A 22,554-nucleotide genomic window follows, 5' to 3' on the forward strand; every position below is an offset into this window, starting at 1 on the left:
GCAGTCATGCTCCCGCCCTCAACGCAGGCCCAGGCCGCGGGCGATCATGCCGCGCAGGATCTCGCGCGTGCCGCCCCGCAGCGAGTAAGTGGGACACACCTGGTTCACGTAGGCGCAGGTACGCAACAGCTCGCCGTCGATATCGGCGCCCGGGTTCGCGCCCAGCGCGGCCTCGATGGCGGACGGTATCTCCTGCTCGAAGGTGGTGCCCAGGTCCTTGACCAGCGCGGCCTCGACCGCCGGGCTCTCGCCGGCGGCCAGCCGCGCCGTGACCGACAGCGACAGGTCGCGCAGCGCCGCCAGGTGGGTGGCGTAGCGGCCGATCGCCGGCGCCAGGGCGGTCTCGCCCCGGCCGCGCAGCCACTCGATCCAGCGGTCCAGCAGCACGATGCTGGAATAAATGCGCTCCGGCCCGCTGCGCTCGAAGGCCAGCTCGGCGGTGACCTGCTCCCAGCCGCTGCCTTCGCGGCCGATCAGCGCGTCGTCGGACAATTGCACATCGTCGAAGAACACTTCCGAGAAGTGCGCATCGCCGGCCAGGTCGGCGATGGGGCGCACCGTGACGCCCGGCAGCGACAGGTCGATGATGAACTGCGACAGCCCCTGGTTGCGGTCCTGCGGCGTGCCGGAAGTGCGCACCAGCGCGATCATGTACTGGCAATGCTGGGCATTGGTTGTCCAGATCTTGCGCCCCGCCAGCGTCCAGCCCCCATCGGCGCGGGGCGTGGCGCGCGTGCCCACGCTGGCCAGGTCCGAACCCGAGTTCGGTTCGCTCATGCCGATGCAGAAGAACGCCTCGCCGCGGCAGATGCGCGGCAGGTAGAAGCGGCGCTGCGCCTCGCTGCCGAACTTGCGGATCAACGGCCCGCTCTGGCGGTCGGCGATCCAGTGGGCCGAGACCGGCGCCCCGGCGCACAGCAGTTCCTCGATCAGCACGAAGCGCGAGAAAGCGTCCATCTCGGCGCCGCCGTAGGCGCGCGGCAGGGTGACGCCGACCCAGCCGCGCGCCGCCAGCTTGCGGCTGAAGCCGGCGTCGAAGCCCATCCAGGAACGGGCGCGCCGGTCGGCCGGCAGGGGCGGCATTTCGGCGTGGAGAAAAGCCCGCACGTCCTGACGGAACGCCTCCGCCGAAGGCGGCAGCGCGGCGAGCTCGAAGCGGTCGATCAAAGTAGTCACGATTACAGTCCGATGGTGTAGCCGCCATTGACCGACAGATGCTGTCCGGTCACGTAGGACGCCGCGTCCGAGAGCAGGAAGCAGACCGGGCGCGCCACCTCGTCGGCCTCGCCCCAGCGGCCCAGCGGGATCTGGCTCAGGTAGGTGTCGCGGAATTTCTCGCCGCGGATGGTCTCCGTCATGGGCGTCTCGACCACGCCGAAGCCCACGGTGTTGACCCGGATGCCGTAGCGGGCCCATTCGCGCGCCGCACACATGGTCAGGCCCAGCACGCCGGCCTTGGCCGCGCCGTAGTTGATCTGGCCGATGGTGCCGCGCCGGCCCGCGTCGGAAGAGATGTTGACGATCGAGCCCGCGCCGTCGCCGCCGGCCTTGGCGCGGCCGAGCAGGTGCCGGCCCAGCGCCTGCAGGAAGAAGAACGAGCCCGACAAATGCACGTCGATGACCTGCTGCCAGTCGGCGGCCGACATCTTGTCGATCATCGCCGTGCGGGTCACGCCGGCGTTATTGACCAGCGCGTTGACCCCGCCGAAGGCGGCCACGCCGGCGTCCACGGCCTGCTGCGCGAGGACGGGGTCGGCCACGTTGCCGGCCAGCGTCACGCAACGCTCGGCGCCCAGCGCGGCGCGCAGCCCGGCCAGCGCCTCGGCGTTCAGGTCGACCGCCACCACGCGGCCGCCCAGGTCGGCGATGGCGGTGGCCAGGGCCCGTCCGATGCCCTGCCCGGCCCCGGTCACGATGACTTGCCGGTTTTCCAGTGTGAGAAGCTTGTCCTGCATCTGCGTATGCTCCGTTGTCAGATCGTTTCTTCGGCGCCCAGCACCAGCGTGGCCTGGCTGGAGAACTCGCCGCCGTTGCCATGCGCCAGCGCGAGCCGGGCGCCCGCCACCTGCCGCTCGCCCGCCGTGCCGGCCAGCTGCTGGGCCGCTTCCACCATGGTGAACAGCCCGTACATGCCGGGATGCACGCACGACAGGCCGCCGCCGTTGGTGTTGACCGGCAGTTGCCCGCCCGGGGCGATGCGGCCGTCCTCGACGAAGGCGGCGCCTTCTCCCTTGGCGCAGAAGCCCAGGTCTTCCAGGAACAGGATGGTGTTGAGGGTGAAGGCGTCGTACAGCTCGACCACATCGAAGTCGGCTGGCCTCACGCCCGCCTGCGCCATGGCGCGCGGGCCGCTCAGCGACGCGGCGGTCACGGTCAGGTCGGGCATGTTGGTGATGTCCTTGTGCCAGGCCGCCGCCGCCCCGCCCAGCAGATAGGCCGGACGCGCCGCCAGGTCGCGGGCGCGCTCGGCGCGCACCATCACCACGGCGGCGGCGCCGTCGGTGACCAGGCAGCAGTCGCGCACCGAGAACGGGTCGCACACCAGGCGCGAGGCCAGGTAGTCGTCCATGGTCAGCGGGTCGCGCATGAAGGCGTCGGGATTCTTGCGGGCCCACTGCCGCGCCGCCAGAGCAACCGCGCCCAGCTGTTCTTTCTTCAACCCGTACTGGGCCGCGTAGCGCGAGGCCGCCAGCGCATAGGCGCCCAGCGGCCGCGCCAGCTTGTAGGGCCCTTCGTAGGGCGAGGGCCGCAACGAACTGACCAGCTTGCCGGCCGCGCTGCGCTGGTTGCTGCCGTAGGCGATCAGCGCCACATCGCACAGGCCCGCCTCGAGCGCCAGCGCCGCGTGGATGGCGTGGGTCAGGAACGACGAGCCGCCGGTGCGGTTGTTGTCGGTCAGGCGCGGCGCGATGCCCAGGTATTCGGTGAAGCTCAGGCCCGACAGATAATCGTCCGGCAGACCGATGAACAGCCCGTCGACGTCGGCCGGCGTCAGGCCCACCCCCGCCAGCGCCTGCACGCTGGCGCGCACCGCCAGGTCCAGCGAGGACAGGCCCGGCGCCTCGCCGATGCCGTAGGTGGCCGAACTGACGATCGCGGTCTTGCCGCGCGGAAAATGTTCCTGGCTCATGCCTGCTCCTGTTTGACCGGGTCGAACACCACCAGCGGCTGGCCGTCGGCGTCGCGGGCGATGCGCGCGCGCACCGCCATGCCGACGCGCACATCCTGCGGCGCGACGCCTTCCACGCGGCTCATCATGCGCGGCCCTTCTTCCAGCTCGACCAGGCAGACGTTGTACGGCTCGGCCGGCGGCCGCACGCGCATCACGGTGGTGGCATAGACGGTGCCGCGGCCCGACGCCGCCACCCATTCCAGGTCGAGCGCGCCGGTGCGCGGCGCCGCCACGCGGGGATAAAACACGTATTCGCCGCTGCTGCGCGAGCGCTGGATCATGAAGCGGCCCGCTGCCAGGTGGGCGAAGTACTCCTGCTGCGGCAGCGGGCCGGACGCGGAAGGCGGATGCTCGGTCATGGTTGCTCCTGTGGCCATTGGTACAAAGGGGGTTGCTTGTCGATGAAGCGGCGCGCCGCTTCCCGGTGGAAGGCGCTTTCGCGGCAGAGCGATTGCGCCATGGCTTCCTGCATGTAGACGGTGCGGCGATCGGACTCGAACGCGTGGTTCATCACCGACTTCATGATGCCCAGCGCCCCCGCGGGCGCCTGCTCGAAGCGCGCCGCCAGCGCAATGGCGGCGTCCAGCACCGGCTGCTGTTCGACCACTTCATGGGCAATGCCGAGCTGCAGCGCTTCGCGCGCGTCGACCACGCGGGCGGAGAAGGCCAGCGCCTTGGCGCGCGCCAGGCCCACCGCGCGCGGCAGCAAGTACATGCCGCCCAGGTCCGGCACGTAACCGATGCGGGCGAACACCGCGCAGAAAGTGGCGCGCGGCGAGGCCAGCACGAAGTCGGCCGCCAGCGCCAGCGACAGCCCGGCGCCGTAGGCCACTCCGTCCACGGCGGCGATGACGGGCTTTTCCAGGTCCACCAGCTCGTCGAACCAGCGCTGCATGCCGAGGATGCGACTGCGGCCCTCGAAGACATCGGTGCGGCCCTGCCCCGCCGCCATCGCGCGGATGTCGCCGCCGGCGCAGAAGTGCCCGCCGGCGCCGGTCAGCACCACCGCGCGCACCGATTCGTCGTCACGGATGGCCGGCAACGTCGCGGCGAATGCGCCGCGCAGCTCCAGGTCCAGCGCATTGCGCGCGGCCGGCCGGTTCATGGTCAACACCGCGCACGCGCCCACGCGGGAAAGTTCAAGTACGGACATGGGGTTTCTCAAATAGGCAGATCGGGTTCATCGGTGTCTGACACCCTGGCGAGACGGCCGGCAAATCGCCGCGCTGCCGCAAAGGGTGTCAGACACCTGGACATTGGAGGGCGCAGACACCCGTGCGTTTGCCAGGTGTCTGACACCCTGGCCAGACGGCCGGCAAATCGCCGCGCTGTCGCAAAGGGTGTCAGACACCTGAGCGATGGAGGGCGCAGACACCCGTACGTTTGCCAGGTGTCTGACACCCTGGCCAGACGGCCGGCCAATCGCCGCGCTGTCGCAAAGGGTGTCAGACACCTGAGCATTGGAGGGCGCAGACACCCGTGCGTTTGCCAGGTGTCTGACACCCTGGCCAGACGGCCGGCAAATCGCCGCGCTGCCGCAAAGGGTGTCAGACACCTGGACATTGGAGGGCGCAGACACCCCGGGGCCATCAATAACGCAGCTGCATCAGCCATTCCGCCACCATCGCGGGCCGTTCGGCCCCTTCGACGCGAACGTCCACGTGCCACATGCAGCGCGCCTCGTTGTCGCCCAGGTCGTCGACCCGGGCCAGCCGGAAGCTGCCCACCAGGGCCGAGCCGCTGGGCACCGGCGCCGGAAAACGCACCTTGTCGAAGCCGTAGTTCAGCGCCAGCTTGCGGCCCGGGAACTCGAACAACTGGTGATACCAGCCGGTGATCAGCGACAGCGTGAGCAGGCCGTGGGCAATGGTGGTGCCGAACGGCGACTCGGCCGCGGCGCGGGCGCGGTCCACGTGGATCCACTGCCGGTCATGCACCACCTCGGCGTAGGTATCGATGGCGGCCTGGTCGACCACGATGGGGCGCCCCACCACCGGCGGCCGGCCGACGAAAGCCTTGAGGGCCGCAATGGAATCGAAGCTGGTTCTTTCCATGGCCGTCAGTCCGCCTGCACGCCCAGCGACTTGGCCAGCGGCATCCATTGCTTGCGCTCGGCATCGATGAAGCCCGCGAACTCCTGTTGCGAGCCAGGCATAGGCTGGGCGCCGATGCGGCGCAGTTTCTCGACCAGCGCAGGCTGCTGCAGCGCCTGGTTGATGGCCTGGTTCATGGCCTCGATGGCCGGCTGCGGCGTGCTGGCGCGCGCCATCACGCCGAACCAGGCGGCGGCCTCCAGCCCGGGGAACCCCAGCTCGCGGGCGGTGGGTACGTCCGCCAGCTGCGGGAACCGCTGGTCGTCCAGGATGGCCAGCGGCACGATGCGCCCGGCCTGCGCCTGCGCCATGCACGAGGGCAGCGCGTCGAACATGATGTCGATGTTGCCGCCCATCAGGCTGGTGATGGCCGGCGCGCTGCCCTTGAACGGCACGTGGGTCACCTTGAAGCCCATCTGGCTGGCGGCGTGCTCGCCCGCCAGGTGGGTGATGTTGCCGCTGCTGGCCGAGCCCATGGTCAGCTTGCCGTCCTCCCGCTTGCCCAGCGCCACCAGCGCGGGCAGGTCGGCGGCGCCGAGGTCCTTGCGGGTCACCAGCAGCAGCGGCGCCTTGCCCATGCCCGCCACGGGAATGAAGTCCTTGGCCGGGTCATACGACATCTTCTTGTAGATCGCCTGGTTGATGACGATCGGCGCATTGGAGCCGACGAAGAACGTCGCGCCGTCGGGCTCGGCCTGCAGGACCGTCTCGGCCGCGATCATGCCGGCCGCGCCGCCCTTGTTCTCGATGACGATCGGCACGCCCAGGATGGCGGCGGCATCGTGGGCCACCAGGCGGGTGATCTGGTCGGCCGCGCCGCCGGCCGGGTAGGGCACGACGTAGCGGATGGAGGAAGGCTTGGCCTGCGCCAGCGCGCCGCCGCAGCAGGCGGCCAGGGCGAGCGCGGCGACACTACGGACAAATGAACGACGCGGCATGGTGTTGTCTCCTGTTGTTTTATGAAAGGAAAACGGCCCGGCGCGCGGCGGCGCCGCGCCGTCAGATCGCGCCGGCGGCGCGCAGCGCGGCGATCCGCTCCGGCGCGAGGCCAAGCTGCCCGGCCAGGACGCTGTCGGTGTGTTCGCCCAGCAGCGGGGCGGAGGCGCCGTACTGAATGGGGGTATCGGACATGCGTATAGGGTTGGCCACCGCCGGCGCCTGCACGCCCGCCCCATGCGGCAGCGCCAGGCGCATGCCGCGATGCCGCACCTGCGGATCCTCGAACACCTGCTGCATGTTGTAGATGGGCCCGCACGGCACGTTGGCGGCCTCCATCAGGGCGACCCACTCCTGCATGGTGCGCGCCAGCATCGCCTGCGCGATCTCGGGAATGAGCGTGTCGCGATTGCGGTTGCGCTGGCCGGGCGTGGCATAGCGCTCGTCCGCGGCCAGGTCGTCGCGCCCGATCACCTTGCAGAAAGCGCGGTACTGGCCGTCGTTGCCGACCGCCACGATGACGTCGCCCTCTTTGCAGCGGAAGACCTGGTACGGCACCATGTTCGAGTGCGCGTTGCCCATGCGGCGCGGCACCTTGCCCGACAGGAAATGGTTGATCGCCTGGTACGAGCTGATGCCGACCACGCAGTCGAGCAGCGACATGTCGATGTACTGCCCCTGCCCGCTCACATGGCGGTGTTCCAGCGCCGCCAGGATCGCGGTGGTGGCATACATGCCGGTCAGCAGGTCGCTGATGGCGATGCCGACCTTCATCGGCTCGTCGCCGGGCGCGCCTTCCGGCTGCCCGGTGATGCTCATCAGCCCGCCCATGCCCTGGAACACGAAGTCGTAGCCCGGCAGCGCGGCATACGGGCCGTCCTGGCCGAAGCCCGTGATCGAGCAATACACCAGGCGCGGGTTGACCGCCTTCAGGCTGGCGTAGTCCAGGCCGTAGCGCGCCAGGGTGCCGACCTTGTAGTTCTCGACCACAACGTCGGCCGTGGCGGCCAGTTCGCGGATCAGCGCCTGCCCCTCCGGGTGCGCCAGGTCGACGGTGATGGATTTCTTGCCGCGATTGGCCGCCAGGAAATAAGACGAGTCGGCGGTCTCGCGGCCGGCTTCGTCCTTCAGGAACGGCGGCCCCCAGGCGCGCGTATCGTCGCCCACGCGCGGACGCTCGACCTTGATCACCTCGGCGCCCAGGTCCGCCAGGTTCTGGGTCGCCCAGGGGCCTGCCAGGATGCGGGTCAGGTCCAGGACCTTGAGGTGTCCAAGCGCCGTGCTCATGTTTCTCGCTGCCTCCGTGATTCGTTCGGGCTCAGCTTAGGGTCGCGGCTTCCTCTGCGTCCAATATTATTTGTGTGAATTTTGATATACGTTGCGTATCAAATGGCGCGCCCCGTACACTCGCACATCGGATAGTGCGCGCTGGCCGGCGTGGCCAGGGCGTCATGCGGATATCAAGTCCGCCCAAACGATAGTCACGGCAGATACTGCCGACCCTGGAGGCTTTCCCATGAGCGATTTCCTTTCCTACACCCAGCAAGGCCACGTGGTGACGCTGACCATGAACCAGCCGGAGACGCGCAATCCGCTCACGGGCAATACGGCGGTGGACGAGTTCGTGGCCGCCATCGCCCGCATCGAGGCCGATCCCGGCGTGCGCGCCGTGATCCTCACCGGCGCCGATCCGGCCTTCTCGGCCGGCGGCGACATCCGGGCCATGCGGCGCCAGGCCGATCCGTCGGTCGGGCCCGCCCACATCCGCGAGGAATACCGCGCCGGCATCCAGCGGCTGCCGCTGGCGCTGTTCAACCTGGAAGTGCCGGTGATCGCCGCGGTCAATGGCCCGGCCATGGGCGCCGGGCTGGACCTGGCCTGCATGTGCGACCTGCGCATCGCGTCCGAGAAGGCCAAGTTCGCCGAAAGCTTCGTCAAGCTCGGCATCATTCCGGGCGATGGCGGCGCCTGGCTGTTGCCGCGCCTGCTGGGCATGGCGCGCGCCGCCGAGCTGGCCTTCACCGCCGAGGTGATCGACGCCCAGCGCGCGCTGGAATGGGGGCTGGTGTCGCGCGTGGTGCCGCACGACGAACTGATGGACGCGGCCCGCGCGCTGGCCGAGCGCATCGCCGTGCACCCGCCGCAGGCCATGCGCATGACCAAGCGGCTGATGCGCGAAGCCTTGCATACCCGGCTCGACACGCTGCTGGAGCTTTCGGCGGCCTACCAGGCGCTGGCGCACAAGACGCCCGAACACGCCGAAGCCGTGGCGGCGTTCCTGGAAAAGCGCGCGCCCCGCTTCGACCAATGAGGCCGACCTGATGGCAGAGCCGACCCAACCACCCGGCAAGGGCGACGCCGCGCCCGACCCGATGCTCGACCTGCGGCGGGTGCGCCAGTTCGTGGTGCTGGCCGAGACGCTGAATTTCCGGCGCGCCGCCGACCGGCTGCATATGACGCAGCCGCCGCTGACCGTGGCGATCCAGAAGCTGGAAGCGGATCTCGGCACGCGCCTGTTCGAGCGTGGCGGCGCGGGCGGCGTGTCCCTGACGCCCGCCGGCCAGGCGGCCCTGGCCGAAGCGCGGCGCCTGCTCTTTCACAATGTGCAGCTGCGGGCGGCCGCGCGCGCCGCCTCCACCGGCACGGGCGGCGCGCTGCGCGTGGGCTTCGTCGGCTCCACCACCAACGGCGTCCTGCAGCGCATCGTACGGCTGTTCCGGGCCGAGTATCCCGCCGTGGAACTGGTCCTGAAAGAAGGCACGTCGGTACGCATCGCCGAACGGGTCGACAGCGGCGACCTGGATGTCGGGCTGGTGCGCACGCCGCTGCTGGCGCCCTCGCGCGCGCGCCTGGCGCCGCTGCTGGCGGAGGGCTTCGTGGCGGCGCTGCCGCTGGGCAACCCGCTGGCGCACAAGCCGGAGATCAAGATGGAAGAGCTGGCGGCGGAATCGTTCGTCTTCTACTCGCGCGAAGACGCCGCCGGCCTGCACGCGACCGCCATGCTGGCCTGCCAGCGCGCCGGCTTCCTGCCGCGCGTGACCCAGGAAGCCACGCAGGTGCAGACCGTCCTGTCGCTGGTCGAAAGCGGCCTGGGCGTGGCGCTGGTGCCGGCCGTCATGCAATACAACCCCAGCCCGCGCGTGGCCTACCGGGCCATCGCCGACCTCTCGCCGGCCGCCGAGATCGGCCTGGCGCTGCTGTTGCCGGAACCGTCCAGCCCGGCGGCGCAGCGCTTTCGCGAAGTCGCGCTGCACTGCTTCGGCGACGACTGACGGCCGCGCCGGCCCTAGTACATGTTGCGCTTGTAATCCTGTTCCAGCCCCTGGCGCATCAGCCCGGGGATGGATACGGCGCCCCTGGCGAGCGCCGCCGCCAGGCCGCGCGTCTTGTTGAGCCGCACATGCGCGGCGAAGATCGCCGCCGGGTCGATGTCGGCCGGCGCCACCGGCGCGTCCCACGGCCGCGCGCGCGCCAGCGCCGCACTGTCGCGCAGTTCGATCGACGGCGAGGCCACGCGGGTCACCAGCTTCGGCACCTTGTCGTGCACCGCGAATTCCTCCCGCAGCGCCGCGTCGGCGCTGATCTGCGTCGCGCCATGCGCGAGCGCGACCCGGTTGCTGCCCGGCACCAGCAGCATGGCGGCCGCGCAGGGGCGCGCCAGCATGTTGCGCAGGCTGTCGGTGCGCCGGTTGCCCGGCCGCTCCGCGAAGCGGATGCCGCCATCGCAGGGCCGGACCAGCAGCCCGGCGGGATCGCCCTTGGGGCTCAGGTCGGTGCGCAGCGCGTCGTCCGCCGTGGCCAGCGCCATGAAGCGGCTCGCCGCCAGGAATGCGGCCGGGTCCGCTGCCGCCGCGGGCGCCGCGGCCGGCCGCCAGAAGTCCGAGCGCAGCAGGGCCTTGGCGCAATGCGCATAGCATTCGTTCACCGCGACGATGGCGTCGCCGGCCTCCACCGCCGTCACCCTGCCGTTCACGCGCAAGGTCTCGCCCAGGCCGGGAACCAGGAACAGCAGGCCGATGCCGCGGCCGGGCTGCGCGTGCGCCGGATCGTCCAGCGCCGCGCATGGCAGGCGCAGGCGCTGCGCGTCGAGCGCGGCCGCGAAGCCGGGCGGGCCGCCGGCCAGCGTGACCTCGACCAGCCGGGCATCGCTGGTGGCCACGCATGCCAGGGGCGACGCCTGCAGCCAGCGCCGGGCGTGCGCGTCCAGGTGGTCGATGACCTTCAGGTCAATGGCGGCGGGCCGCGCACCGATCCGGGCCTCCAGGGCCTCGATCGTGTGAATCGGGTTATCCAAGCACGCCTCCTCGATGCGGTTGTGGCGCGCTCAATAATAAATGAGAATTATTATTAATAATAGAGATACCGTGCCGCCCCGCCGGCGGCCGCCCGTCCCCTACAGCGCCGCGGCCAGCGCGGCCGCCAGGTCGCCGCGCTTTTCCACGCGCACCCCGCCCAGGCCCAGCCAGCCCGCCATGCGTTCGAGTTCGGCCGCCAGCTTCGCCGGGGTTGCCGCGCCCGCGCCCGGCTCGGCATGGCAGGCCTGCGCGATCAGCACCGAGCCCTTGCGGTCGGCCTTGAGGTCGACCCGCGCGGTCAGGGCGTCGCCTTCCAGGAAGGGCAGCACGTAGTAGCCATGCACGCGCTTGTGCGCCGGCGTGTAGATCTCGAGCCGGATACGCACGCCGAACAGGCGCTCGGCGCGTTCGCGGAACCAGATGAGGTTGTCGAACGGCGACAGCAGGGCCGTGGCCTCCATGCGGCGCGGCCGGCGCGCCGCCGGGTCGAGGTAGGCCGGCTCGCGCCAGCCGCGCACCGCGGCCGGCAACAGCTCGCCGGCCTCGACCAGCTCGCGCAGGCGCGCGCGGGTTTCGTCCACGCCCATGCGGAAATAATCGCGCAGGTCGCGCTCGGTGGCGATGCCCATGGCGCGGGCGGCGATGCGCAACAGCGCGCGTTGCGCGGCGGCGCGCGGCGGCGTCGGGACGTCGCGCACGGCCTTGGGCAGGACCCGGTCGGGCAAGTCGTAGACGCGCTCGAAGGTGCCGCGGCGCGTGGCGGCGGTCAGCTCGCCGGCCCAGAACAGGCACTCGAGCGCGCGCTTGGCCTCGCTCCAGCCCCACCAGCCGCCCTGCCCCTTGTGGCCCATCTCCAGTTCGGAGGCCGACAAGGGGCCGCGCCCGGCGATCTCGTCCAGGACATTATCGATAAACTCGCGCCGCTCCTGCAGAAAACGGGCGATGCCTTTCCAGGTGCCCAGGCCGGCCCGGGCATCCTGCATGCGCCAGCGCAGCAGCGGCTGGCTGGCCAGCGGCAGCAGCGAGGCCTCATGCGCCCAGTACTCGAACAGCGGCCGCTTGCGGCCCCAGGCCAGTTCTTCCAGCAGGCCTTGCGGATAGGCGCCCAGCCGCGAATAAGCCGGCAGGTAGTGGGTGCGGCAGACCACGTTGACCGAATCGATCTGGATCACGCCCAGCCGGCCCAGCAGCGCCGTCAACTGCCGGCGCCCCACCGGGCCGTCGCGCGGCCCGCCGAATCCCTGCGCCGCCAGCGCGATGCGCCGCGCCTGCCCGTCGGTCAGGGCGAGCGGTTCAGTCGCGGAGCTGCGCACGCTTGTCTCCTGGTGGTTCTTGATGGCGTCGATATTATTCGATCCGCGCCGAAGCATGCGCCCCGATGCCCCGCCGCGCAGTAGACTGTGTAGCCCCATCCTGCCCGGAGCAATGCGCCATGCCCTCGCCCACCGCCGACAAATGCGCCGCCTTCCACGCCCTGCACCAGCAAGGCTGCTTCATCCTGCCCAACCCCTGGGACACGGGCAGCGCCCGCTACCTGCAAAGCCTGGGGTTCAAGGCGCTGGCCACCACCAGTTCGGGCATGGCCTGGTCGCACGGCCTGCCCGACGGCAGCGCGCCGCTGGACCTGGTGCTCGCGCACTTGCGCGAGATCGTGGCGGCCACCGATCTGCCGGTCAACGCCGACTTCGAGAACGGCTACGCGGCCGACGCCGAAGGCGTGGGGCGCAACGTGCGCCTGGCCGTGGACACCGGCGTGGCCGGCCTGTCGATCGAGGACTCCACCGGCAACCCGGCCGAGCCGCTGTTTCCCATCGATGTCGCGGTCGCCCGCCTGAAGGCAGCGCGCGGCGCCATCGATGCCGCTGGCACGGGCACGCTGCTGGTGGGCCGCGCCGAAAACTTCATCGCCGGCCGCCCCGACCTGGACGACGCCATCGCCCGCTTGCGCGCCTATGCGCAGGCCGGCGCTGACTGCCTGTACGCGCCCGGCATCCGCACGCGCGAACAGATCGCCGCGGTAGTGGCGGCCGTGGCGCCCAAGCCGGTGAACCTGCTGGTCGGCACCACCAGCGAACTCAGCCTGGCCGACATCGCCGCCCTGGGGGTGCGCCGCATCAGCGTGGGCGGCGCGCTGGCCCGCGCAGCCTGGGCGGGATTCATCCAGACAGCCCAGGCCGTCGCGCAGGGGCGCTTCGATATCGCCTTCGCCAATGCGGCGTCCGGCGACGCGCTCAACGGGCTGTTCGGGCCGCCCCGCCAATGAGCTGGCCGGCGCGGCAATTCAGGGGCAAGAAGACGAGTGCGAAGCAGCCGGCGCAGACGTAGACTGCGCCTCATGAAGCCTCGCGCTCGACGCGGGCGCCGCGAGCGCCTGGCGATGACGGCGACAGGCACATTTGCCCTCGTGTGAAGGAGTCCGGACATGTCATACGCATACAAGACCGTGGCCACCCCGGTAGGCCAGTTGAAGCTGGTGGCCAGCGGCGCGAAGCTCGCCGCCATCCTGTGGGAAAACGACCGCCCCGACCGGGTGCGGCTCGGCCCCATGCAGGAAGAACCGCAGCGTCCCGTCCTGCTGGAAGCCGAGCGCCAGCTCGGCGAATACTTCGCGGGCACGCGCGACCGGTTCGAGCTGCCGCTGGAATTCGCCGGCACGGAATTCCAGAAGCAAGTGTGGTCGGCGCTGTTGACCATTCCCTATGGCGAGACGCGCAGCTACAGCGACATCGCGGCGCAGATCGGGCGCGCCAAGGCGGTGCGCGCGGTGGGCGCGGCCAATGGACGCAACCCGATTTCCATCGTGGCGCCCTGCCACCGCGTGGTCGGCGCCTCCGGCGACCTGACCGGCTTCGCCGGCGGGCTGCGCGCCAAGGCGCTGTTGCTGGCGCTGGAAAGCGGACAGGGGCAGCTGGCGGCATGACGGCGGACACCGGCGTCATCATCGGCGCGGACGGCCTGGCGCGGCCGCCCTGGGCCGCGCACGACCCGCTTTTGCGCCACTACTACGACACCGAATGGGGCATGCCGGTGCGCGACGAGCGCGGGTTGTTCGAACGGCTCAGCCTGGAATGTTTCCAGTCGGGGCTGTCGTGGGCCACCATCCTGCGCAAGCGCGAAGCCTTCCGCGCCGCCTTCCGGCAGTTCGACGTGGACACCGTGGCGGCATTCACCGAGCCGGATGTCCAACGGCTGCTGAGCGACCCGGGCATTGCGCGCAACCGCGCGAAAATCCTTGCCACCATCCACAACGCCGCGGCCACCATCGCGCTGCGGGCCGACGGCGGGCTGGCGCAGTTCATCTGGTCGTTCCAGCCCGCGCAGACGCCGGCGCCGCGCACCGTGCGCGACATTCCCACGGTGTCCGAGGCCTCGACCGCCCTGAGCCAGGCGTTGCGCCGGCGCGGCTTCAAGTTCGTCGGCCCGACCACCATGCACGCGCTCATGGAGGCCACCGGCATGATCGACACGCATTTGGTCGACAGCCACCGCCGCGGCAGCTCCGGGATCTGGCCGCGCTGATGCGGCGACCGGCCGTGCGCGCCACGGCCCTTTGCGTTTGTTTACATTGCGCCGGCCTGCCGGCGCGCCACAGCGGGGATAATGCAGGAGTCATCCAGCCAGGATCCGAAACCATGAAGCACTTCGTCTCCCGTCTCTTGTTGATCGGCGCGCTGGGCGCGCTGGCCGCCTGCACCATGAACGATCAATCATCCACTCACGCCGGCAAGCCGGCTACCGCCGCCGCCACCCTGTCGGCCTACCATTGGGACCTCGCCCAGGCGCAAGACGCCGGCGGCGCGGCGCAAAGCCGCTGGGTGCCGCCCCGGACGCTGCGCGGCGCGCCGCTGCGCCTGACCTTCGCCGACCAGCGCGTCTCGGTGGCGGGCCTGTGCAACCGGCTCGGCGGCAGCTACCAGACCGAGGGCGAGCGCCTGAAGATCTCCCAGATGGTGGGCACCATGATGGCCTGCGGCGACGCGGCCGTCATGCAGTACGAGCACGACGTGGCCCGCCGCCTGCCGCAGGCGACGACGTGGCGCATCGCCGACGGCGCGGACAACCCGACCCTGACGGTCGGCTTCGACGATGGCGCGCAATGGACCTTGACCGGCACGCCCACCGACGAAACCCGCTACGGCTCGGCCGGCCAGACCATGTTCCTGGAAGTGGCGCCGCAGCGGGTGGCCTGCTCGCATCCGCTGATCCCCAACATGCAGTGCCTGCAGGTGCGCGAAATCCAGTACGACGCCAACGGCATCAAGACTCGCCAGGGCGAATGGCAGGCCTTCTACAGCGAGATCGACGGCTATACCCATGAGCCCGGCGTGCGCAACGTGCTGCGCATCAAGCGCTACGAGCGCGCCAATGTGCCGGCCGACGCCTCGCGCTACGCCTACGTGCTGGACATGGTGGTCGAAAGCGAACAGACCGGCGCCCGCTGACGCCGCTGGCCGCGCCGGCCGCATGGGCGGCCGGCGCGGCGTCCCGCTTGTCCCGCCGTGCCGGGACGCGGGCCTTGATCCCTGTCAATGGCCCGCCTGCATCGTGATGCCAACATCCGAGAGAAAACAGTTCTCGTTACCGCATCATGAGCTATCCCGTTCTCCTGACCCTGCACCTGGTCGCCGCCATCGCGTTCGCCGGCACGGTGTTCTTCGAAGTCGTGATGCTGGAAGGCGTGCGCAGGCATGTGCCGCGCGAGGCGCTGCGCCTGGTGGAAAGCGCCATCGGCGCCCGCGCGCGGCGCGTCATCCCGTGGGTATTGCTGGCGCTGTACGCCGCGGGGGCCGGCCTGGCCTGGCAACACCGCGCCGCGCTGGCCCAGCCGCTGGCCAGCAGCTTCGGGCTGCTGCTCGGCGTCAAGATCCTGCTGGCGCTCAGCGTGTTCGGCCACTTTCTCACTGCCATGGCGCTGCAGCGCCGCGGGCGGCTCAACACCCGCAACTCGCGGCGCATCCATATCAGCGTGTTCTGCCACGTCGCGCTGATCGTGCTGCTGGCCAAGGCCATGCTCTACGTCGCCTGGTAGCAGGCGCGGCGCGCGCTACTGGCCCGCGTTGGGGAAGAACAGCTGCTGGCCGTTGACCTTGTAGCTGGCGATCGCGTCCTGCCCCGCCTTGGAAGTAACCCAGTCGACAAACTGCTGCGCCGGCTTGGCCTTGACATGCGGGTACTTGGCCGGGTTGACCACCATGACGCCGTACTGGTTGAACAGCCGCTTGTCGCCCTCCACCAGCACTTTCAGGCCGCCCGGGTTCTTGAAGCTGAGCCAGGTGCCGCGGTCCGACAAGACATAGGCGTCCATGGACGACGCCATGTTCAGGGCCGGCCCCATGCCGCAGCCGCAGGCCTTGTAGCCCTTGCCCTGGTCCTGGACGCCGGCCGCCTTCCAGAAGCGCAGCTCGGCCGCGTGGGTGCCGCTCTTGTCGCCGCGCGAGATGAACGGGCTGTCGGTTTCGGCCAGCTTGGCGAGCGCGCGCACGATGTCGTTGCCCTTGACGCCGGCCGGGTCGGCGGCCGGCCCGATCAGCACGAAATCGTTGTACATGACCGGATAACGCCGCGTGGCATAGCCCTCCGCCACGAACTTCTCCTCGGCCGCCTGGTCGTGCACGAACAGCACGTCGGCATCGCCGCGGCGCGCCATGTCGAGCGCCTGGCCGGTGCCCTGCGCCACCACCTTGATGTCGATGCCGCTGGCCTGCTTGAAGGCGGGCAGCAGGTGCGAGAACAGGCCCGACTGCTCGGTGGAGGTGGTCGAGGCCATGACGATGGTCTCGGCGCCCGCGGCCGGCGCGGCCAGCGCCGCCATCGCCAGCACGGCCGGCATGACGGCGCGCCGCCACAGCATGGGTAGGGTCTTCATGGTATGCGTTCTCCTTTGACGAACAGGCTCGCCGCCTCGGGCAGCGGGCCGTAGAAAAAATCGTCCACCGGCAGGTCGACCACGACGCGCCCCCGTTCCAGGTAAATGACGCGGCGCGCCAGCCGCTTGACCTGCCCCAGGTTGTGGCTGCTGAACACCATGGCGGGCGCGCGCTGCGCGCCCGGCCGGGCGAAGTCCTGCATCATCTGCTCGACCTCGCGCTTGGCGTGCGGATCCAGACTGGCGGTCGGTTCGTCCAGCAGCAGCACCTCGGGCGCCAGCGCCCAGGCCCGCGCCATGGCGAGCCGCTGCTGCTGGCCGCCCGACAACGCCTTGGCATTGCGCGCCGCCAGTCCGTCCATGTCGACCCGCGCCAGCGCCTGCAGCGCGCGGGCGCGCGCCTCGCGCCAGCGCATGCCGCGCAGCCACAATCCCAGCGCGACATTGTTCAGCACCGAGGTGCGCAGCATGTAAGGGTGCTGGAACAGCATGGCCTGGCGCCGGCGCGCCACGCAGCGGGCCTGGCCGCGCGTCGGCTGCAGCAGGCAGTGCAACACGCGCAGCAGCGTGCTCTTGCCGCTGCCGTTGGCGCCCACCAGGGCCACGCACTCGCCGGCGCGGATGGCCAGCGAGACGGCCCGCAATGCGGCCACGCCGCCATAATCGACATCGACCTCGCGCAGGTCGAACAGAATATCGGGCGCGGCGCCGGCCGCGCGACGCTCGGTCGCGCCGGCCACCACTGGCCCGCTGTCGCAGGCGGGCGCCTTCATGACACGGCTCCGGCGCCGCCATACAGGCCCGACAGCCCGGCATCGCGCCGTTCGCGCCAGCGCCGCACCAGCCCGGCCAGCGTGTTGAGCAGCAGCACCACCAGCAGCAACAGCAGGCCCAGCGCCAGGGCCAGGGGCAGGTCGCCCTTGCTGGTCTCCAGCGCGATGGCGGTAGTCATGACGCGCGTGTAGCCCTCGATATTGCCGCCCACCACCATGACGGCGCCGACTTCCGAGATGGCGCGGCCGAAGCCGGTAATGACGATGGTCAGCAGCGTGAAGCGTTCATCCCACAGCAACAGCAGGCTGCGCACCAGCGCGCGGGCGCGCAGCGAGCGCAGTTGTTCGCCATGGCGCCGGTCGGCGTCTTCGATGGTCTGGCGCACCAGCGCGGTGACCACCGGACAGACCAGCACCGCCTGGGCCAGCACCATGGCCTGGAACGAGAACAGCCAGCCCAGGAAGCCCAGCGGGCCGGAATGCGACAGCAGCAGGTAGACCGCCAGGCCCACCACCACCGAGGGCAGGGCCAGCGAAGTATTGAGCAGGGTGAGCACGATGCCGCGGCCCCGGAAACGGGCCACGGCCAGCCACGAGCCGGCCAGCATGCCGAGCGCGCAGGCCAGCGCGCAGGCGCAGGCGCTGACCGCCAGGGAACGCGCCACGATGGCAAGCAGGGCCGGGTCGGCGGTGGCGATCAGGCGCAGCGCTGTCGTCGCGCTTTCGGTCATTGTGTTCATGGCGTCTCTTCCTGGGCTGGGGGAGAGCGTAGCCCAGCAGTATCATGCAAACCATATGAACAGCATTTCATAGGCCGCGCGGCAGGCCGGGCGCGGCCATTTCGGGCATACTCGCTGGCGTGCATCGCATCGACCTTTCCTACCAGCTGGGCGGCACCGACGCCCCTCCGACCGTCATCGGCAACGCGCTGATGGACTTGCTGTTCGCCGTGCGCGAACAGGGCTCGATCTCGGCCGCCGCCAAGGCGCTCAACCTGTCGTACCGGCATGTCTGGGGCGAACTGAAGAAATGGGAGCAGGCCCTGGGCCGCACCCTGATCGTCTGGGACAAGGGCCAGCCCGCGCGCCTGAACGAGTTCGGCGAAAAGCTGCTGTGGGCCGAGCGCCACGCCCAGGCGCGGCTGGCCCCGCAGATCAACGCGCTGCGCGCCGAACTGGAGCGCGCCTTCGCGGTCGCCTTCGACGACGCCGCGCACGTGGTGTCGCTGTATGCCAGCCATGACGACGCGCTGGACGCCTTGCGCGGCCATGCGGTGGCCAGCGACAAGCTGCACCTGGACATCCGCTTCACCGGCAGCGTCGACGCGATCCGCGGGCTGAACGAAGGGCGCTGCGTGATGGCGGGCTTTCATACGCGCCGCGACCCCGTGCCGGGCTCGCTCACCGAACGCAGCTACAAGCCGCTGCTCAAGCCCGGCTTGCACAAGCTGATCGGCTTCGCGCAGCGCCAGCAGGGGCTGATCGTGGCGCGCGGCAACCCCAAGGGGCTGGCCGGCGTGCAGGACCTGCGCCGCCCCGGCGTGCGCTACGTGAACCGCGCGCTGGGTACCGGCACCCGGGTGCTGTTCGACGAACTGCTGGAGCAGGCCGGCCTGGCCGCCAGCGCCATCGACGGCTATGTCCGCACCGAACCCTCGCACGCCGCCGTGGCGCACGCCATCGCGGCCGGCAGCGCCGACGCCGGCCTGGGCATCGCCCCGGCCGCGCGCCACCATCACCTGGATTTCGTGCCGCTGGTGTCGGAAAACTACTTCCTGGTCTGCCTGAAGTCCTCGCTCGACCACCCTTCCACCCAGGCCTTGCTGGCCATCCTGCGCAGCGAGCGCTGGCAGGCCGCGCTGGCCGCCATGCCGGGCTACGCGCCGGCCCCCAACAGCGGCCAGGTGCTGTCGATGCGGCGCGTGCTGCCGTGGTGGAGCTTCCCCGCAAAAAAGCCGCGCCGCGGCCGATCCGGCTCGTCATAGCCAGGTGTCTGACACCCCATCGACTGGCTCGCGCGGGCGGCCACCGCCGCGCGGGGTGTCAGGCACCTCGCCGCATCCCCTCATTGCCGGAATTCAGGGCGCCGACGCCGGCGCCCGCGCGGCCGCCAGTTCGGGCTGCAGCACCAGCCGCTCGGGCGCGGTGTAGCACACGAAATGCCGGTTCACCGCCCGCCCGATGGCGCACAGCCCGAGGCCGCGCGCGATCTCATAGCCCATTTGCGTCATGCCGCTGCGCGACACCACGATGGGCACCCCCATCTGGGCCGACTTCATGATCATCTCGCTGGTGAGCCGCCCGGTGGTGTAGAAGATCTTGTCGGCGCCATCCTGGCCGGCCTCGGGCTGCATCCACATCCAGCCGGCCAGCGTGTCGATGGCGTTGTGGCGCCCCACGTCCTCCACGAACATCAGCATGTCCGCGCCGCGAAACAGCGCGCAGCCGTGCACCGAACCGGCCGACTTGTAGGTGGTTTCCTGCACGCGTATGGCATTCAGCAGGCCGTAGAGCTGCGCCTGCGTGACGCTGGCCTGCGGCGCCAGGCGGATGTGGTCCAGCTCTTCCATCAGGCCGCCGAACACGCTGCCCTGCCCGCAGCCGGTGGTGACCACGCGCTGGGCGGTGCGGGCCTCCAGATCGGCAATGCCGTGGCGGGTCTCGACCGCGGCGGCATTGACTTCCCAGTCGACCACGATCGACAGCACGTCGCTCACCTCGCCGATCAGGCGCTGATTGCGCAGATAGCCCAGCACCAGCAGTTCCGGCATGGCGCCCAGCGTCATCAGCGTGACCAGTTCGCGCCGGTCCACGTAGATGGTCAGCGGCCGCTCGGCCGGGATCGACACGGTCTCGGTGGCGCCGTGCTCATTGACGACGGTGACGGCGCGCGTCAGCGGCGCGCGGGCCTGGGTCAGGCGCGGCAGGGACAGGCCGGACGCGGTCACTTGGCGGGCTTGCCCTCGGCATCGGGCTGCGGCGAGCTGGGCGGCTGGCTGGCGGTTTCCGCCGGCGAGTGCGCGCCGGATCCCTCGCGCGCCTGTACCGGCGCCGGCGCATACACGAACGGACCGGGGTCCTTGCATTCGGGCGTGGCCACGGGCTGCCCGAGCGGCTTGCCCGCCATCTTGGCCTCCGCGAAATACTCGGCCGCGACCTTGTCCTGCGACTGGCACAGCTGGTAGGCCGCCACGCTGGCGCTCCAGGCCGCCTTGGCCTTGGCTTCGGCCGCCTTGGCCTGGGCTTCCGGACTGAGCGGCGGCAGGGTCGCGTAGGCGTTGGCGGCCAGGGCGGCCAGGGCGGCCAGCGACAGGGCAACGATGATCTTCATGGCGTGCTCCTTGAATGCCGGCTCAGACGCGGGCCGGCGTTGCCTTGCCGCGCCGCTTGGCGGCCCGGTCGGCGGTACGCTGGGCCGGCACCCGGCCCGCCTGGATATCCTCGTACCACACGTCGTGGTGCTCGCGCGCCCAAGTCTCGTCCACGTAGCCCGTCTTCATGGCGCGGTAGGCGCCCTGCATGCCGATGGTGCCGAGGTAGATGTGGCCCATGATCATGCACATCATCAGGATCACCGATACGGCGTGGATCATGTGCGCGATCTGCATATTGCCGCGCGTGTACAGCAGCGGGTCCGGGACCACGCGGTCCAGGAACAGGCCCGAGCCGACGGCGATCAGCCCCAGGAACAGCATCCCGACCCAGAACATCAGTTTCTCGCCGGCGTTGAAGCGGCCGGCCGGCACATGTTGGGCGCGCAACAGGCCGCCGCCCTTGCGCAGCCAGGCCAGGTCATAGCGGCGCAGCAAGTTGTCCTTGGCGAAGGTGATCAGCACAACGACCAGCGACACGGCGAAGACCGGCCCGACGAAGTTGTGCACGGTCTTCAGGACCCACGTCAGCCAGCCGAAAACCGGACCGCCCATCCAGGGCAGCAGGAAGAATTTGCCGAACGCCATCACGATGCCGGATATGGCCAGGATGACGAACGCCGTGGCATTGACCCAATGGGCGGCGCGCTCGAAGTAGGTGAAGCGCTCGATCTTGCGGCCGGTCTCCGCGCCGTGCACCTTGATGGGCCCCTTGGCCAGGTAGAACAGCGCAATGGCCACCAGCACGATCAGCAGCAGCCCCCCGCCGTACGGGATGAGCCAGTGGTTGCGCACCTGGCGCCAGGCTTCCCCGGCGGTGGTGTAGTCCGAGCCCGGATACTGCACGAAGCGCTGGATCAGCACGCCCGCCTCGGGCGCCTGGCTGGCCGGCAGGCTGCTGTAGCCCGGCTCGCCGGAATTGACCTGGCGCCACATGGGGGCATTGTTGCCGGGCTGCACCCGGGCGCGTTCGGCGTTGCTCTGCTCGGCGTAGCCAGGCAGCTCGTTGGCGTCGGGCTTGACTTCGAAGATGTTGGCGCTCTTGATGCCGCCCAGCCCGCCACCGGCCGGGGCGGCCGTATTCTGGGCCGCCGCCGGCGCCAGCAGCGCAGCGCTCATCAAGAGCATCGCGAACAATGACCGTACCATGGCAGCCTCCGGTCAGTTGACTTTGTTGTACTCGTTCTGGCCGCGCTGGGTGCGCACCTTGAGTTCGCTCAGCCAACTGTTCTTGTCGCCGGGCGTCCAGCCCGACGCGACGAAATGACTTCCCGTGCCGGCATAGGCCGGCTCGCCCGTGTAACTGCCGGTGTGAAGCTCCTGCGATTGCTCGGTACAGGCCGCCAGCCCCAGCGCCAGCGCCGCCATCAGCCAGGTGCGCGCGCTCATGATTTCCCCTTGGTGTCGGCGGCCGGCGCCTGCTGCTGCGGCGGCTGGCCGGCCTGCTGCGAGCCGTAGGCCGTGCCCCAGCCCCACACCTCGGCGCCCTTGCCGCGATGCAGGACGCGGGTCCGGAAGATGTCGGCGATCACATCGCCGTCGCCGCCCAGCAGCGCCTTGGTGGAACACATTTCCGCGCAGGCCGGCAGCTTGCCCTCGGCCAGGCGATTGCGGCCGTACTTCTCGAATTCGGCGGCGCTGCCGTGCTCTTCCGGGCCGCCGGCGCAGAAGGTGCATTTGTCCATCTTGCCGCGCACGCCGAACGTGCCTTCGGACGGGAACTGCGGCGCGCCGAAAGGACAGGCATACGAACAATAGCCGCAGCCGATACAGGTGTCCTTGTTGTGCAGCACCACGCCTTCTTCGGTGCGGTAGAAGCAGTTCACCGGGCAGACCGCCATGCACGGCGCGTCGCTGCAGTGCATACAGGCCACCGAGATGGATTTCTCGCCCGGCACGCCGTCGTTCAGCGTCACGACCCGGCGGCGGTTCACGCCCCACGGCACCTCGTGCTCGTTCTTGCAGGCGGTGACACAGCTATTGCATTCGATGCAGCGCTCTGCATCACAGACGAATTTCATTCTGGCCATGGCGCTCTCTCCTGGATCT

25 protein-coding genes and 1 pseudogene are annotated in these 22,554 nt (G+C 70.2%); 8 read left to right on the forward strand and 18 right to left on the reverse strand.

Annotated elements, in window-relative coordinates:
* Window positions 1-18: 18 nt before the first annotated feature.
* From CAL24_RS21855 to CAL24_RS21890, 8 genes are all read right to left on the reverse strand, one after another.
* A complete protein-coding gene (locus CAL24_RS21855) occupies window positions 19-1,176 on the reverse strand; it encodes an acyl-CoA dehydrogenase family protein (protein WP_170947147.1) in 1,158 nt (385 codons plus the stop codon).
* Window positions 1,177-1,178: 2 nt separating this feature from the next.
* Window positions 1,179-1,955, reverse strand: a complete 777-nt coding sequence (locus tag CAL24_RS21860) for an SDR family NAD(P)-dependent oxidoreductase (protein ID WP_028355156.1) — start codon at window positions 1,953-1,955, stop codon at window positions 1,179-1,181.
* A 17-nt stretch (window positions 1,956-1,972) separates the two neighbouring features.
* Complete coding sequence (locus CAL24_RS21865; RefSeq protein WP_028355157.1) at window positions 1,973-3,130, reverse strand: thiolase; 1,158 nt, start codon at window positions 3,128-3,130, stop codon at window positions 1,973-1,975.
* Complete coding sequence (locus tag CAL24_RS21870; RefSeq protein WP_028355158.1) at window positions 3,127-3,531, reverse strand: Zn-ribbon domain-containing OB-fold protein; 405 nt, start codon at window positions 3,529-3,531, stop codon at window positions 3,127-3,129. The genes CAL24_RS21865 and CAL24_RS21870 overlap by 4 nt, the downstream gene beginning before the upstream one ends.
* Window positions 3,528-4,325: an enoyl-CoA hydratase/isomerase family protein gene (locus tag CAL24_RS21875; RefSeq protein WP_094807919.1), complete on the reverse strand. Its 798-nt coding sequence runs from the start codon at window positions 4,323-4,325 to the stop codon at window positions 3,528-3,530. The genes CAL24_RS21870 and CAL24_RS21875 overlap by 4 nt, the downstream gene beginning before the upstream one ends.
* A 436-nt stretch (window positions 4,326-4,761) precedes the next feature.
* On the reverse strand, window positions 4,762-5,226 hold the full coding sequence (locus tag CAL24_RS21880; protein ID WP_094807920.1) for a MaoC family dehydratase: 465 nt from the start codon (window positions 5,224-5,226) through the stop codon (window positions 4,762-4,764).
* Window positions 5,227-5,231: 5 nt separating this feature from the next.
* Window positions 5,232-6,203, reverse strand: a complete 972-nt coding sequence (locus CAL24_RS21885; RefSeq protein ID WP_094807921.1) for a Bug family tripartite tricarboxylate transporter substrate binding protein — start codon at window positions 6,201-6,203, stop codon at window positions 5,232-5,234.
* A 61-nt stretch (window positions 6,204-6,264) separates the two neighbouring features.
* Window positions 6,265-7,488, reverse strand: coding sequence for a CaiB/BaiF CoA transferase family protein (locus CAL24_RS21890; protein ID WP_094807922.1), 1,224 nt, complete (start codon window positions 7,486-7,488; stop codon window positions 6,265-6,267).
* A gap of 229 nt (window positions 7,489-7,717) precedes the next feature.
* Here CAL24_RS21890 and CAL24_RS21895 point away from each other — a divergent pair, with 229 nt between their 5' ends.
* Window positions 7,718-8,512 carry a crotonase/enoyl-CoA hydratase family protein gene (locus CAL24_RS21895; RefSeq protein WP_028355163.1) on the forward strand — a complete coding sequence of 265 codons (795 nt, stop codon included), beginning with the start codon at window positions 7,718-7,720 and terminating at the stop codon, window positions 8,510-8,512.
* A 61-nt stretch (window positions 8,513-8,573) separates the two neighbouring features.
* Window positions 8,574-9,473, forward strand: coding sequence for a LysR family transcriptional regulator (locus CAL24_RS21900; protein WP_419670661.1), 900 nt, complete (start codon window positions 8,574-8,576; stop codon window positions 9,471-9,473).
* 14 nt (window positions 9,474-9,487) lie between these two features.
* Here the strand turns inward: CAL24_RS21900 and CAL24_RS21905 are convergent, their stop codons facing one another.
* Both CAL24_RS21905 and CAL24_RS21910 read right to left on the reverse strand, forming a co-directional pair.
* On the reverse strand, window positions 9,488-10,495 hold the full coding sequence (locus tag CAL24_RS21905; RefSeq protein ID WP_094807923.1) for a pyridoxamine 5'-phosphate oxidase family protein: 1,008 nt from the start codon (window positions 10,493-10,495) through the stop codon (window positions 9,488-9,490).
* A gap of 99 nt (window positions 10,496-10,594) precedes the next feature.
* Window positions 10,595-11,809 (reverse strand): winged helix-turn-helix domain-containing protein, encoded by a 1,215-nt coding sequence (locus CAL24_RS21910; RefSeq protein ID WP_028355166.1) that lies wholly within the window; start codon window positions 11,807-11,809, stop codon window positions 10,595-10,597.
* A 119-nt stretch (window positions 11,810-11,928) separates the two neighbouring features.
* Between CAL24_RS21910 and CAL24_RS21915 the strand changes: the two genes are divergently transcribed.
* The 5 genes and pseudogenes from CAL24_RS21915 to CAL24_RS21935 all read left to right on the forward strand — a co-directional run bounded on the left by CAL24_RS21915 (window position 11,929) and on the right by CAL24_RS21935 (window position 15,525).
* Window positions 11,929-12,759, forward strand: coding sequence for an isocitrate lyase/PEP mutase family protein (locus tag CAL24_RS21915; protein WP_028355167.1), 831 nt, complete (start codon window positions 11,929-11,931; stop codon window positions 12,757-12,759).
* A gap of 159 nt (window positions 12,760-12,918) precedes the next feature.
* Window positions 12,919-13,413: pseudogene (locus CAL24_RS21920) on the forward strand (methylated-DNA--[protein]-cysteine S-methyltransferase); the annotation flags it as partial.
* Window positions 13,413-14,015 (forward strand): DNA-3-methyladenine glycosylase I, encoded by a 603-nt coding sequence (locus CAL24_RS21925; protein ID WP_094807924.1) that lies wholly within the window; start codon window positions 13,413-13,415, stop codon window positions 14,013-14,015. The pseudogene CAL24_RS21920 and the gene CAL24_RS21925, both read left to right, overlap by 1 nt.
* 113 nt (window positions 14,016-14,128) lie before the next feature.
* A complete protein-coding gene (locus CAL24_RS21930; protein ID WP_028355170.1) occupies window positions 14,129-14,938 on the forward strand; it encodes an META and DUF4377 domain-containing protein in 810 nt (269 codons plus the stop codon).
* Window positions 14,939-15,084: 146 nt separating this feature from the next.
* Window positions 15,085-15,525 (forward strand): CopD family copper resistance protein, encoded by a 441-nt coding sequence (locus CAL24_RS21935; RefSeq protein ID WP_028355171.1) that lies wholly within the window; start codon window positions 15,085-15,087, stop codon window positions 15,523-15,525.
* Between the two features lie 15 nt (window positions 15,526-15,540).
* On the opposite strand, the gene CAL24_RS21940 is transcribed toward CAL24_RS21935, so the two are convergent.
* The 3 genes from CAL24_RS21940 to CAL24_RS21950 are packed head-to-tail and all read right to left on the reverse strand — an operon-like array spanning window position 15,541 to window position 17,875.
* On the reverse strand, window positions 15,541-16,362 hold the full coding sequence (locus CAL24_RS21940) for an extracellular solute-binding protein (RefSeq protein WP_094807925.1): 822 nt from the start codon (window positions 16,360-16,362) through the stop codon (window positions 15,541-15,543).
* The gene (locus CAL24_RS21945; RefSeq protein WP_094807926.1) at window positions 16,359-17,135 is read right to left on the reverse strand and encodes an ABC transporter ATP-binding protein; all 777 of its coding nucleotides are present in this window, start codon (window positions 17,133-17,135) and stop codon (window positions 16,359-16,361) included. Before CAL24_RS21945 ends, CAL24_RS21940 begins: the two co-directional genes overlap by 4 nt.
* Window positions 17,132-17,875, reverse strand: a complete 744-nt coding sequence (locus CAL24_RS21950; RefSeq protein ID WP_028355174.1) for an ABC transporter permease — start codon at window positions 17,873-17,875, stop codon at window positions 17,132-17,134. The genes CAL24_RS21945 and CAL24_RS21950 overlap by 4 nt, the downstream gene beginning before the upstream one ends.
* A 119-nt stretch (window positions 17,876-17,994) precedes the next feature.
* On the opposite strand from CAL24_RS21950, the gene CAL24_RS21955 reads away from it, so the two are divergent.
* Window positions 17,995-19,119, forward strand: coding sequence for a substrate-binding domain-containing protein (locus tag CAL24_RS21955; protein WP_094807928.1), 1,125 nt, complete (start codon window positions 17,995-17,997; stop codon window positions 19,117-19,119).
* A gap of 93 nt (window positions 19,120-19,212) precedes the next feature.
* Here CAL24_RS21955 and CAL24_RS21960 read toward each other — a convergent pair whose 3' ends face one another.
* From CAL24_RS21960 to fdh3B, 5 genes are read right to left on the reverse strand one after another with little or no spacing between them, the layout of a single operon-like run.
* On the reverse strand, window positions 19,213-20,082 hold the full coding sequence (locus tag CAL24_RS21960; protein WP_094807929.1) for a formate dehydrogenase accessory sulfurtransferase FdhD: 870 nt from the start codon (window positions 20,080-20,082) through the stop codon (window positions 19,213-19,215).
* Complete coding sequence (locus CAL24_RS21965; RefSeq protein ID WP_094807930.1) at window positions 20,079-20,465, reverse strand: hypothetical protein; 387 nt, start codon at window positions 20,463-20,465, stop codon at window positions 20,079-20,081. The genes CAL24_RS21960 and CAL24_RS21965 overlap by 4 nt, the downstream gene beginning before the upstream one ends.
* Window positions 20,466-20,487: 22 nt before the next feature.
* Window positions 20,488-21,654 (reverse strand): formate dehydrogenase subunit gamma, encoded by a 1,167-nt coding sequence (locus tag CAL24_RS21970; RefSeq protein ID WP_094807931.1) that lies wholly within the window; start codon window positions 21,652-21,654, stop codon window positions 20,488-20,490.
* Window positions 21,655-21,666: 12 nt separating this feature from the next.
* The gene (locus CAL24_RS21975; protein WP_028355179.1) at window positions 21,667-21,894 is read right to left on the reverse strand and encodes a hypothetical protein; all 228 of its coding nucleotides are present in this window, start codon (window positions 21,892-21,894) and stop codon (window positions 21,667-21,669) included.
* Window positions 21,891-22,535: a formate dehydrogenase FDH3 subunit beta gene (fdh3B, locus tag CAL24_RS21980; protein WP_028355180.1), complete on the reverse strand. Its 645-nt coding sequence runs from the start codon at window positions 22,533-22,535 to the stop codon at window positions 21,891-21,893. Before fdh3B ends, CAL24_RS21975 begins: the two co-directional genes overlap by 4 nt.
* Window positions 22,536-22,554 lie beyond the last annotated feature (19 nt).

This window comes from Bordetella genomosp. 2, assembly GCF_002261345.1.
Classification (GTDB): Bacteria; Pseudomonadota; Gammaproteobacteria; order Burkholderiales; family Burkholderiaceae_B; genus Bordetella_A.